Origin of the sequence: Psychrobacter sp. CMS30, assembly GCF_904846565.1 — a bacterium.
GTDB classification, from domain to species: Bacteria; Pseudomonadota; Gammaproteobacteria; order Pseudomonadales; family Moraxellaceae; genus Psychrobacter; species Psychrobacter maritimus.
Window position 1 is genome coordinate 54,573 of sequence record NZ_CAJHBF010000011.1, and the last position, 13,185, is coordinate 67,757.

Here is a 13,185-nt window from a genome sequence, read left to right on the forward strand (position 1 = left end):
TTTGTAAGTTTTTAGACGTTTTTAGCATTGATGATTTAATATTAATCATATCGCGCCTGCTCGTCATAAAGCGCTTGAGACGTTTGATAACCAACCCGTTTATATAAAAATATAGGTGATGAAAGTGCGTGAGATTCTAGTAACCAGTGCGCTGCCCTACGCCAATGGCCATATCCATTTGGGGCATCTTGTAGAGTATATTCAAACCGACATTTGGGTACGTGCGATGAAAGCACAGGGCCATCAAGTCACCTATGTCTGCGCCGATGACGCTCATGGCACCGCCATTATGCTCAAAGCTGAAGCCAATGGCGTCACGCCAGAAGAGCAAATCGCCTCGGTAAAAGCCTCACATGAAGCAGATTTTACCAAATTTTTGATTAACTTTGATAATTATCATTCAACGCATTCAGAAGAGAATCGAGAATTCTCTGAGCTGATTTATCGTCGCCTTAATAGCGCCGGACATATCAGCACAAAGGACGTCAAACAGCTTTTTGACCCTGAAAAACAGCTATTTTTAGCCGATCGTTTTGTCAAAGGAGAGTGCCCTGAATGCGGTGCGCTTGACCAATATGGCGATAACTGTGAAGTGTGCGGTACCACCTATGATGCGACCGACCTTATCAATCCGCATTCAACGTTATCAAATGCGACGCCAGTACTTAAAACTTCTAAGCATTATTTCTTTGACTTACCAGAATTTGAGCAGTTCTTAAAAGATTGGACCCGTAGCGAAAATCGCTTGCAAACGTCGGTCGCCAATAAACTGCAAGAATGGTTTGACGCTGGCTTGACCAGCTGGGATATCTCGCGTGATGCGCCTTATTTTGGTTTCCAAATTCCAGATACGCCAAGCGATGAGCCAGACAAGTACTTTTATGTGTGGCTAGATGCGCCAGTCGGTTACATGGCAAGCTTTAAAAACCTATGTGACAAGCGCGAAGGTACCGACCAAGCGCTTGATTTTGACCGTTATTGGATGCAAGAAAACGAGCACAAAACCGAGGTTTATCATTTCATTGGTAAAGACATCGTTTACTTCCATGCGCTATTTTGGCCAGCGATGCTTGCGGGTAGTGAGTTCCGTACGCCGACTGGTGTCTTTGCCCACGGTTTCTTGATGGTCAATGGCGAAAAAATGAGTAAGTCACGCGGCACCTTTATCAAAGCCGAAACTTACGCGGAACACTTACATCCTGAATACTTGCGTTATTATTTTGCTAGTAAGCTGTCTGACAAAGTTGAAGACATCAACCTTGATTTAGAAGACTTTATGCAGAAGGTCAACTCTGACTTGGTGGGTAAAGTGGTCAATATCGCCAGTCGCAGTGCCGGTTTTATCGTGAAGAAATACGACAGTATGCTGTCTGAGGTTTGCGTAGAGTCTGAATTATTAGAAGATATTACCAAAACCGGTGATGAGATTGCCGCCGCTTATGAGAATCGCGAATTCTCACGTGCAATGCGCTTAATCATGCAGTGCGCCGATAAAGCCAATGAATATATCGACGAGAAAAAACCGTGGTCGCTTGCCAAGCAAGAAGGGTCTGAGCAAGAAGTTCAAGACGTCTGCTCGGTGGCGATTAATATCTTCCGCCAATTGATGGTTTATTTGGCGCCAGTATTACCTGAGCTGACTGCTAATGCCAAAGAATTCTTAAATATTGATGATTTAAACTTTGCTAGCCGTAATGAGTGGTTACTTGGTCATAAAATCAATAAATTTAAACCTTTAATGCAGCGTATCGAAGAAAAAGACGTTGCGGCAATGGTTGAAGACTCAAAGGCCTCGTTAGCGCAAGCAGAAGCCCCTACTACTAGCAGCGATAATAATTCAGATAATAAAACAGCGGCAGTAAACACCCAGCCAGCAGAAAAGGCTGATACTGATACAAATGCTGAGCAAGCTGACTATATCGGTATCGAAGACTTTGCCAAAGTTGAGATGAAAGTGGCGCATGTTTTAGCCTGTAATTATGTCGAAGGCGCGGACAAGCTTTTACAATTTACCCTAGACGTTGGCGAAGACAAACCACGTAATGTCTTTAGCGGTATCCGTAAGTTTTATGAGCCTGAGCAATTACTGGATAAAAAGGTAATTTGCGTCACCAATCTTGCGCCGCGTAAAATGAAGTTTGGCATCTCAGAAGGGATGGTGCTATCAACGGGCAACCCAAAAACTCAGCTAACGGTAGTGACTTTACCGGACAACTGCGTGATTGGCGATGTGCTTGCTTAAAAACGTTAAATCAAGTAATAATTAAAGAACAAAAAAACGGTCGAAATAGACCGTTTTTTGTTCTTATGTGAAAAACAATAGAAAGTAAGCTTGCTGTTTATCTAGTTAAAATATCAATAATCTGCAACGTATCATTAATGACCGTCACAATTTTATTTTCTGGCGTGCGAATACGAACGTAGCGGTCATCATAACGGTCTAAAATTACCGAACGATCATAAATATTCCTATCAATCTTGCCGACTACTCTATAACCGTATTGATCAAGATCACGTTTGAATGAGGCATTAGGGCTAGCATTGCGATAAGCGTTGATATTAGGTTGGGCGTTGCTATGATGGTTATAACCTTTATTGATATAAACAGCTTTGCCCTTGGCATTTCCATTTCCATTTCCATCTTTTGCCGTAGCAGGTAAGCAAATCAATGAGGTAGCAGTAATGCCAGCGATGGTTAATAGTTTAAGATTAGAAGTGTTCATAATGTTAGCCTTAAAATATTCGTGTGAAAAATATTAAGTAGATATTAGAGTGGGTTGTACATTCACCAAGTCAGCATAATAGTAATGTGAATTTTATAGTAATGTGAATTTTGGACTCACTATAATTCTCGTATAAAAACTAGCTTATGTTAATTATGAAGTGCCTTCGTAATAGATGCGTTGCTAGCTTGTAAGCTTTTTGATTGTAATTTTACCGAATAAAAAGATGCTTTCGTGGCATCTTTTTTATTGCCCAAAATTCATTGGTAACTATGCATAAAGAACCTGATAACAAAATTATTTATCTAACAAAAATTGATTTAAATCCTCCTTTATAAAGCTAATGACAAACGCGTTTTATTTTCTTATTGCCATAAGTTACATTACTGTCATAATATGGACGTAATGATCAATGGATTGATTACCTTAATGTTCGCCCGTTATCTCAGCATGCACATAACATTGACTCGGGTAACCTGCACCTTTTAACCTATGAGCCAAAATAAAATGACCTTTGCCACTACTTTACGCCTTAGCCTGTGCGGCGCTGCTATTAGCGCGGCGCTTGGATTAACCGCCTGCTCTAATAATGCTACTGACCCTGCGGCCACTGCTGATGACAGCGCAACTAACGATAAGCCTGCCAAAACCTTAGCCATCACTCAGATTGTCGAGCATCCTTCTTTAGATGAGATGCGTCGTGGCATTATTGATGAGCTGTCTGAAAATGGTTATGTAGAAGGTCAAAACCTAAAAGTTAACTTTCAAAGTGCCCAAGGTAATACCGCAACTGCAGGGCAAATTGCCAAACAGTTCGCTGGTGACAATCCAGATGCTATCGTCGCCATCTCAACACCTTCTGCGCAATCAATCGTGGCGTCGACCAAAACCGTTCCCGTTATTTATACCGCCATCTCAGACCCTGTGGCAGCAAAGCTGATTGATGAAAATGATGTACCTATCCAAACCAACGTGACCGGTCTGTCGAGCGAATTACCTATCGAGCCACAGTTAGACAATATTCAAAAAATTGTCCCCAATGTAAAAACCATCGGTTATGTTTATAGCCCAGGTGAAGCCAACTCTGTGGTGGTCCTTAAACAACTTGAAAAGGCGGCACCAGCACGCGGGCTTAAGATATTGGGCGTAACCGCCAATCGCCCTACCGATGTCGCAATGGCAACCCGTAGTCTTGCAGGAAAGGTAGAAGTCATTTATACCTCATTGGACAACAACGTGGTCTCGGCTTTTGAAGCCATGGCCAGTGCGGCTAATGAGCTTGATATCCCAGTCATTGCCTCAGATGAATTTAGCGTCAGACGCGGTGCAACTGCGGCGCTTGGGGTTAATGACTATGATTTTGGTCGTACCACGGGCAAAATGGTTTATCGGGTATTAAATGGTGAAGCTACCAAAGATATTGCACCGCAAGTGATGAACACCTTAACGCTATATGTGAGCCCGAAACACGCCGCTGAACAAGGTACCAGCCTATCAGCAGATTTACTTAAAAACGCCATCAATGTCGATAAAGAAGCACAAAAAACCAGTAAGTAATTGCTGGCAAAACAGCAGTGAGCATTGAATAGAAAGACCGTGATTAACAAGCAGTCAGCGCTACCTTTTATTTATCTTTTATATAATGTACGGACACATTATTATTTTCAGGAGTCAGACCCATGTTGTATCAAAATCGTTTTGCAAAAGCTTTATTATGGGGCGGTGTTTGCACCGCTATCTTGACCGGCTGTAACCAACCCGCACAAGATGCCAACACCACTGACGGCGCTGCAACAGGTGGCGATGCCAAAGCTGCCATGAAAACGGTCGCTATTACCGCCATCGTTGAGCATCCAGCACTCGATGACGTACGTAAAGGCGTTATCGATGAATTAAATGATGCCGGCTTTAAAGAAGGTGAGAATTTAATCATCAACTTCCAAAGCGCCCAAGGTAATACCGCTACCGCCGGTCAGATTGCTAAGCAATTCGTCGCTGATGCACCAGACGTCATCGTTGCCATTGCAACACCATCAGCTCAGTCTGTGGCTGCCTCTACCAGCACCATTCCCATGGTATTCTCAGCAGTGACTGACCCAGTAGCAGCCAAACTGGTGCCCAAACTTGATGGTTCTGGCACCAACGTCACCGGTGCTTCGGATGCCCTGCCTTATGCGCCGCAAATCGATTTGATGCGTCAAATTATCCCAAGCTTAAAAAACGTCGGCTATGTTTATAGCCCAGGCGAAGTTAACTCAACCATCGTTTTAAAGGCATTAAAAGATAACCTAACGCCACTAGGTATCAACGTACACGAAGCGCCGGCTCAGCGTAGTAACGATATTGCGATGGCTGCCCGTAGCCTTGAAGGTAAAGTCGATATGATTTATACCTCAACCGATAATAACGTCGTTTCAGCGTATGAGTCACTGTACCAAATCGCTAAAGAAAGCAAGATTCCACTAATTGCCTCTGATACCAGCTCTGTTGAGCGCGGTGCCGTTGCGGCTTTAGGGGTAAACTATTACGATTTAGGCCGCGAAACTGGTAAAATCGTTACGCGTATTTTAAACGGTGAAAAAGCCGGTGCTATCCCTGTTTATACCCCGCAATCGCTTGATTTATATGTCAGTCCAAAAAATGCGAAAGCCGAAGGCATTACTTTGCCACAAGCCGTTATCGATAAAGCAAAAGTAGTGGTAGAATAACTGCGACTTCTGGTATCGCACCGATAGACGGTAATTTTTATCAATTATCGTCTATGGGCGATACCGCTATTTATTTAGCGCAGACAAAACCCAGCTATCAGTCAGTAGGCTGGGCTTGTTTTTTAAAGGCTTTAAATGAGCAAGATTTATGATTATGCGTAATAATGACAAGTCTTGTATTACCCTAGCTGCAGATAACCCAATCTGTTAAATTCACCGCTTCGTCGTTTAGCTAAAACTCATGTATAGATTCATTTATAAATAAAATAGCGCCGCTATATAGCGCTCACTTATCCTATGAATCACTAGAATGTTATTTGCTAAACGCTTGGTTATGACTTACTGATCTCTTATGTCTTTAATTGCTTTTTTTGGTGCGCTTGAAAGTGGTCTGATTTATGGCCTAGTGGCGCTTGGCGTCCTAATCTCATTTCGTACCCTCGACTTTCCAGATTTGACCGCTGACGGTAGCTTTCCGTTAGGTGGCGCCGTCGCTGGTATTTCTATCATTGCCGGCATCAATCCTTGGCTTGCTTGCGCCTTTGGTATGCTAGCAGGGTCAGTTGCCGGTATTGTCACCGCATGGCTACACGTCAAACTGGGCATTTTGCAGCTGCTTGCCAGTATTCTTGTGATGGTTGCCTTATATTCTGTCAATCTACGGATTATGGGTGCGCCAAACTTGCCGCTATTGGGTGAAACCACGGTCTTTAGTACCTTGGTCCATGATGGCAATGGTTACTGGATGCGCTGTCTAATCATAGGTGTTGTCGTGCTACTGGCCATGTTATTTTTAAACTGGTTTTATAGTACCGAGACGGGTTTATCGATGCGTGCGACCGGCTCAAACCTACGTATGGCACAGGCGCAAGGTATCAACACCTCGTGGATGACCATCATTGGTATGGCGATTTCCAACGGTTTGATTGCTCTAGCGGGTGCGCTATTTGTGCAGACGCAAGGTGGCGCAGATATCTCGATCGGTATCGGTACCATTGTCATTGGTCTGGCAGCGGTCATCATCGGTGAGACTATTATTCCTGCCAAGCGGATTTGGCTGATTACCTTTGCTGTGGTTGTCGGTGCGGTATTGTACAAGCTGTTTATTCAGGTTGCCCTATCGAGCGATACGCTACGTAGTATCGGTTTTGGTCCGCAGGATTTAAACTTGATTACAGCGCTGCTTGTGGTATTGGCCTTGGTATTACCCAAAGCTAAAAATAAATTTTTAAGTCGTAAAGTTCGGGCTTAATGTCAATGTGCAACCATAAGGAATAATTATTATGATGCAAGCTACAGATTTGCGGTTGACCTTTAATCCTGGAACGCCCATTGAAAACCCTGCCCTACGCGGTATCAATCTTAATATCGCTGATGGTGAGTTTGTGACTGTTATCGGTACCAATGGCGCGGGTAAATCGACCTTTTTAAATGCGGTCAGTGGCACCACGCGCGTCGATAGCGGTTCAATCTTGTTAAATGGCATCGATGTCACCAAAAAAACCGCGCACCAACGTGCTCATTGGGTGGCTCGTGTATTCCAAGACCCGATGGCGGGAACTTGTGAGGCGCTAACCATTGAAGAAAACATGGCGCTTGCCTATAAGCGCGGCGGCAAACGTGGTTTAAGCTTTGCGCTTAATCAAAATAACCGTGACTTATTTCGCGAGAAACTGTCAGTATTAAAATTGGGTTTAGAAAATCGTTTAACCGACCGTATGGGCCTGCTATCCGGTGGTCAACGTCAAGCAGTTAGCTTGCTGATGGCGTCATTGCAACCATCTAAGATTCTACTGCTTGATGAGCATACGGCTGCCCTTGACCCTAAGACTGCGGCGTTTGTTTTAGAGTTGACCGATAAAATCGTCACGGACAATCAGCTTACCACGATGATGGTCACTCACTCGATGCAGCAGGCCTTAGCCCATGGCACGCGTACCGTGATGCTACATCAAGGACAAGTGGTGCTCGATGTCGCAGGCGATATTCGTAAAGGCATGAATGTGCATGACTTACTCGATATGTTTGAGCAGACTCGCGGTGAAAAAGTCGAAGATGACAGCTTGATTTTGAGTTAATTTCAAACTCCCTTGGTTCTTATCTTCAAACAAAAAAACGCCTACTCATTAGGCGTTTTTTTATGACTGTTTTAGTTATTAAGAATCAAGCATGACCAATTTTTGAATCAACTCACTCACATGCTGCGCTTGCATTTTTTTCATCACCTGTGAGCGATGTACCTCTACCGTACGGACCGATATGTCTAAATGGTCGGCGATATTCTTATTCAGATTGCCTTGCAGTAACTCATTGGCTACCTGCTTTTCTTTATCGGTCAGCTGCGCATAGAGTTTTTTAATATTATAAAGCTGAGCACGCTTGAGTGTTAAGGCTTGTGCACGCGCAAGCGCTTCTTGTAAACGGTGACTATTAATCGGTTTTTCGAGATAATCAGCGGCGCCTTGTTTGAGCATGTTAACCGCATCAGCAATCTCACCCTTGCCAGTTAACGCAATAAACCCTATCGGACTGTCATGTTTATTAAGATACGCTTGTAGTGCCTGACCGCTCATTTCTGGCATCATTAGATCACTGACCACCACTGCTGGGCGATAGATATCGACTTGCTGTAAAAATATCAGAGCACTTGACCATACTTGGGTCGGTAATCCTAAGCTGCTAATCAGAAAATCACAGGATGTACGCACGCTTTCTTCATCGTCGATGATATGAATCAGTAGAGAGTCACTACTGTTATCAACTGGCGTTTGCCATTCTGAGCGCTTATTGAGATGATGCTGAGCATTCATACGCAACCTTATGACTAAATGAATTTGTAAAATTTATAAGCGCTTGGTTATTCATAGCTCTCTTATGCTTACTTTCTCTTTTGCTCACTTTCGCTTTTGATTGCTTTATTTCTCAGCATTATCAGCCAAATGCAGCGGCAGATAAAAAGACACTTGCGCACCAATCTTATTTGCTGGCGTGTAAGTGTTTTCAGTGTTCATCAAGCGCACTTTACCATTTAAGTTACGCTTAAAGCGTTGCTGATAACCACATAACGCTTGTATGCAATTAAGCTCCTGCTGCACTTCGATATTGCTAAGCTGCATCATACCGCCAAGTGATTTGCACAAGCGCTGACATATCATCAAACCCAAGCCTAAACCATTGGCTTTGGTTGATTTGGTGGCGTAATGATTAGTTAGACGCTGCTGTGATTTACTCTCGACTAGCTGCTTATTACCAGCTAACTGTTTATGGTCAAGCAACTGCGCCTTATCAAAACCGCCTGCATCATCGGTTATATGCAATACTAGATACGATTTGCCATTATAATCTTCTGCCTGACAACGTAACATTATCTGCGTCGCCCCTTGCTGCTCGGCGTTTACCATGCTGTTAATTAATAATTGGTCAAGAACTAGATTTGGCAACTGCAACGATGGATAGTCGCTCGTTAGCCAAAAACTCATGGCTGAAGCCTTCTCACCCAATAGCAATATACACTGCTCATAAGTAGTGGCGATATCCACCCTCACCTCATCCGGCTGTGAGCGCCCTGCCCAGCGCCGAATATTACTAATAACAGCCGCGACCCGCTCGGTTTCATTGACAATTTGCTGCAGCGCAGTTTCTGTCGCTTGTTTATCTGTCACTTGTTTGTCAGTGGCTTGTTTATCAGTTAGCGACTTTTCTACCGCATGCAGACTATTTAAAGAGTTTTTATCCAGCCACGTCCTTTCTTGACTGTTTTGACTGCGAATCAGTAATCCTTGGGCATAATTTTGAATGGTCGCCAGCGGCTGATTGATTTCATGGGCGATTGAACCACTCATCTCACCGATGACAGCGAAGCGTTCTGATTGACGTAGCTGCTGGTCATAATCACGAATCAATCGATTTTGCAGGGTTATTTTTTGCCGCCGTCGCCATGCCAGCCAACTCATCCACGCATAATTTACTGTTGATATCAAAATAATTAAAACAATAATCGCCATCCACAATCGATGCGCCTTTACCCATTCAACCATATGCGCGCCCAGCTGCTTTTGGGCGGGATGACGGTTCATATCATAGAGGATACGCTCAGCATTACTACTCGATTCGGGTGGTAGCCAGCCCTGATTTATTCCTAACAACTCCTGCTCTGATTGACTTGTACCAAATAAATTTTGATTAATCTGTCGCACCAAAGCATTTGGCGCTTGCTCGGTCGCCGCCAATGTCCAATTTGGATATATAGGCGTTGAAGATTGACAGCTAGAAGCGGTCGCAACAGGGTGAATAAGACGGTATTGTTTCTCACTAACTTTCCCTTGCCGTGCCATCTCTTCCATCAAGCAAAGTGGCGCTATCGCCGCATCTACGCTGCCATTCGCTAGTGCATTTAACGTGCGCTCAATAGGATAGCCAACGAACTGGGTCTGATAACGGTTGGACGGCACACCGTTTTGTTGTAATAAATGCGCGACCAATAGATAACCACCAAAAGCCTCGGCATCGACGGCAGCAATTTTACGCTGCTGCAAATCTTGCAGCTGATAAATGCCGCTGTCCGCCTTTACCCAAAGTGCACTGGCCACTTCTTCCATGGCGCTAGGTTCTTTTAACGGACCACCCTGACTGAGCTTATTAAATTCATTGGCTAGATTAACCGTGGCGGAAAACTGCTTATCAGCGGTTTTGGTGTTAAAACCTTTTTCATTAAAGTTTTTACCATTGATATCAGCAGGCGCAGTCAATTTAGTTGGCGCCGTATCCGCTTGCAAGGTCGCAATCCAGCGCCAATGGGTGGTATTCATTTTAATCAGCTGTACTTGTGGTCCAAGCACCAAGGCAAACTGCTGCGCCTCAATTTCCTGCTGCCAATTCTCTAACGCTAGCGGCACTAAGACTACTGTGTCCTCTTGCAACTGCTCATTAAGCTGATTGAGCCAAGGTTGCCAGCGTTCTTGCGCAACCGTTTCGCCTTGCGGCGCCAGCACGCCTAAATAATACGTCTGGGCGTTTGCCATCGACATAACCAAGCAAGCATTTAATGCCATCAGAGCCATAAAGGGTATTAACGCTTGCAACGCTTTCCACACTCTCAAGGTTATGGTTCTAAGCGCGATTTTCGATAAAAAATAAATGGTATTTATAGGCATTATTTACGACTTAAGACGTCCAAGTTTGTAAAATTTATTAAAACCATATGATTAATGTGGTTTTCCACAATATCAGCATATTACGCCATATTCTATACTACATAGCAAGATTGTATCTTTTAATTGGCTGAGCTTAATGATTGCTATCGAATATAAAAATCAGGCATTACCAATAAGCCTTACAACATAGATAGCGACAGTAAGCGCAGTAATATTTTTATAGACTATTTTTATGGAGGGCAGGCTTATGAAAAAGTGGCCATTAATCATTATTATGGCAGCCATTGTCGGGCTGATTTTAGCGTTTATCATTGGGCAAATACTGCCTAATATGCGCACGAGTAGCAGTGACATCGAGGTCAATATCACCGACCCTGCTCTTATTAAACAAGGGGAATATGTCGCGCGTACCGCTGACTGTGTTGCTTGTCATACCACGTTAGATGGCGAGACTTATGCAGGCGGCCTGCCTATGCTAACACCACTGGGTGCCATTTATTCAACCAACATTACCCCTGATAAAGAAACGGGTATTGGTCAGTATACTTTTACTGACTTTAAAAATGCCGTCAAGCATGGCGTGCGTCGTGATAATAAAGCCCTTTACCCTGCGATGCCCTATCCTTCTTATCAGCTTATGCCAGATGAAGATTTGGCCGCGATGTACGCCTTTTTTATGTCAGACGTCAAACCCGTCAAGCAAGCCAATCTAAAAAGCGAGCTACCACCGGTGGCAAACTGGCGTTGGCCCTTAGCATACTGGCAAGCAATGTTTGACCCAAAACGTGACTTTGTCGCTGAAAGTGATGATGCAGTGTTGGCTCGTGGACAATACTTAGTTGAAGGTCCTGGGCACTGCGGCTCTTGTCATACTGGCCGCGGTATTGGCTTCCAAGAAATCGCCTTAAATAATGCCGACTCAGAAGAATATTTGAGCGGTGCGGTTATCGATGGCTGGCGCGCCAAAAGTATTCGCGGTGAACATCGCGGTTTGGGTACGCGGACGGTCGCAGAATTGAATGACTTCTTTAAAACCGGTCGCACTGACACCACAGCTGCTTTTGGCGCTATGGCCGAAGTGGTCGAGCACAGCACGCAATATATGACAGACTATGATATCAACGCCATGTCATCTTATCTAAAGACTTTAACGCCCGCGCCAAATAAAGAAAAAACCTTGCCGGCGAAAAAAGACATTACCACGCAAAAACTGCTTGATGGCAACTATGATTCGCGCGGCTCAATCTTGTACGCCGAGTATTGCCAAGTTTGTCACCGTGCCGATGGTAAAGGCGTGGCGCGTATCTTCCCAGCCCTTGATGGCAATAGTGCGGTATATGCGAAAAATGCCGACTCTGTACTACAAATCACCTTGAGCGGTGGTCGCATGCCAGAAACTCCGCACGACCGCATGGCCTTTACCATGCCTGAATTCACTAACCTAAGTGATGCGGATGTGGCAGAAGTGGTCAACTATGTACGTAATAGCTGGACCAACCAAGCGCCTGAAATTGGTGTCGATGACGTGGTAAAAATGCGTGCTTTCCTCGCCAAAAAACCAAAAACCAGTACCGATATCGCCCCAGACTTAAGTATTGATGCGCAAACAAAAGGAGCAAAATAATGAAAAACTCTCCACACAACCTGCCTGCTATTGTTAGCGTTATCTCTCAGAAAATGAAAATGAGCAAACTAACCACCGCTGTTCTGACTGCCTCAGTGGTTAGTATCGCCGCTATCAGTAGTGGTTGCTCACAGCCAGAGCCTATCGAGCAAAATGCCCCTAAATATGGCTTAGTTACTGCTGATGATGCCAACGAAGATGTCGGCACTTATGTGCTGCCGCAAGATACCTCTATCTTGGATGAACCAAACGCTGATGAGATTTTTTATGGCAAACGCTTATTAAACGAAACCAAGCGTTTATTGCCCGAGCACGTTGGCGCGCAAATGAACTGTAATAGTTGCCATATCTCGCAAGGTAAAATCCCGCTTGGCGACCCCTATATCAACAGTTATAATTTCTACCCGCGCGTAATGCCACGTGCTGGTAAAGAAGTTGATTTAACCAAGCGTATTAATGGCTGCTTCCAGCGTTCGATGAATGGCAAACCTTTAAAACCTGAATCACCTGAAATGTTGGCAATGTTGGCCTATATGAAATGGCTGTCACAAAATACGCCGAAAGAGCAAAAGGTCGATATCCAAAACGCTGGTAAAGTGGATGAATCTTTGGTTGGCAATCCTGTACGCGGTGAAAAAATCTACCAAGTACAATGCGCGACCTGTCATGGTGATAACGGCGAAGGCATGAAAGACAGTCGCGGCGATATTGTCTTCCCGCCATTATGGGGCGATGAATCCTTTAACATTGGCGCTGGGTTGGCGCGTACTTATAAAGCCGCGGCTTTTGTTAAGTACAATATGCCAATGGGCATTCAGACCAAAGGCTTATGGGGTCATGGTAACGTGCTGAGTGACCAAGATGCTATCGATGTCGCTGAATTTTTCACCCATCAACCGCGTCCTGATTTTGCTGGTAAAGTAAATGACTGGCCAAACGGTAACAAACCTAAAGATGCCCGTTATTAAATGCGCTAG

Annotated in this window: 10 protein-coding genes; 7 read left to right on the forward strand and 3 right to left on the reverse strand. The window is 44.3% G+C overall.

Translation table 11 applies throughout. From position 1 onward, the window contains the following. Window positions 1-124: 124 nt before the first annotated feature. Window positions 125-2,242 (forward strand): methionine--tRNA ligase, encoded by a 2,118-nt coding sequence (gene metG / locus JMX94_RS07560; protein WP_201564784.1) that lies wholly within the window; start codon window positions 125-127, stop codon window positions 2,240-2,242. A gap of 97 nt (window positions 2,243-2,339) precedes the next feature. Here metG and JMX94_RS07565 read toward each other — a convergent pair whose 3' ends face one another. Beyond that, the gene (locus tag JMX94_RS07565; protein ID WP_087815041.1) at window positions 2,340-2,723 is read right to left on the reverse strand and encodes a hypothetical protein; all 384 of its coding nucleotides are present in this window, start codon (window positions 2,721-2,723) and stop codon (window positions 2,340-2,342) included. A 507-nt stretch (window positions 2,724-3,230) separates the two neighbouring features. Between JMX94_RS07565 and JMX94_RS07570 the strand changes: the two genes are divergently transcribed. From JMX94_RS07570 to JMX94_RS07585, 4 genes are all read left to right on the forward strand, one after another. Continuing rightward, window positions 3,231-4,280, forward strand: a complete 1,050-nt coding sequence (locus tag JMX94_RS07570; protein ID WP_201564809.1) for an ABC transporter substrate-binding protein — start codon at window positions 3,231-3,233, stop codon at window positions 4,278-4,280. 122 nt (window positions 4,281-4,402) lie between these two features. Then, a complete protein-coding gene (locus JMX94_RS07575) occupies window positions 4,403-5,431 on the forward strand; it encodes an ABC transporter substrate-binding protein (protein WP_201564785.1) in 1,029 nt (342 codons plus the stop codon). A gap of 352 nt (window positions 5,432-5,783) precedes the next feature. Further along, window positions 5,784-6,683 (forward strand): ABC transporter permease, encoded by a 900-nt coding sequence (locus JMX94_RS07580; protein WP_183620874.1) that lies wholly within the window; start codon window positions 5,784-5,786, stop codon window positions 6,681-6,683. 31 nt (window positions 6,684-6,714) lie between these two features. Continuing rightward, the gene (locus JMX94_RS07585) at window positions 6,715-7,509 is read left to right on the forward strand and encodes an ABC transporter ATP-binding protein (RefSeq protein ID WP_183620875.1); all 795 of its coding nucleotides are present in this window, start codon (window positions 6,715-6,717) and stop codon (window positions 7,507-7,509) included. 78 nt (window positions 7,510-7,587) lie between these two features. On the opposite strand, the gene JMX94_RS07590 is transcribed toward JMX94_RS07585, so the two are convergent. Next, window positions 7,588-8,241 (reverse strand): response regulator transcription factor, encoded by a 654-nt coding sequence (locus JMX94_RS07590; protein ID WP_201564786.1) that lies wholly within the window; start codon window positions 8,239-8,241, stop codon window positions 7,588-7,590. 105 nt (window positions 8,242-8,346) lie between these two features. Beyond that, entirely contained in the window at window positions 8,347-10,584 is a 2,238-nt protein-coding gene (locus tag JMX94_RS07595; protein WP_201564787.1) for a PhnD/SsuA/transferrin family substrate-binding protein, read from the reverse strand. Window positions 10,585-10,831: 247 nt separating this feature from the next. Between JMX94_RS07595 and JMX94_RS07600 the strand changes: the two genes are divergently transcribed. Together JMX94_RS07600 and JMX94_RS07605 are read left to right on the forward strand one after the other, a co-directional pair. Next, window positions 10,832-12,208, forward strand: coding sequence for a cytochrome c (locus JMX94_RS07600; protein WP_227673558.1), 1,377 nt, complete (start codon window positions 10,832-10,834; stop codon window positions 12,206-12,208). Continuing rightward, complete coding sequence (locus JMX94_RS07605) at window positions 12,208-13,176, forward strand: c-type cytochrome (protein WP_265088601.1); 969 nt, start codon at window positions 12,208-12,210, stop codon at window positions 13,174-13,176. The genes JMX94_RS07600 and JMX94_RS07605 overlap by 1 nt, the downstream gene beginning before the upstream one ends. The last annotated feature ends 9 nt before the right edge of the window (window positions 13,177-13,185 follow it).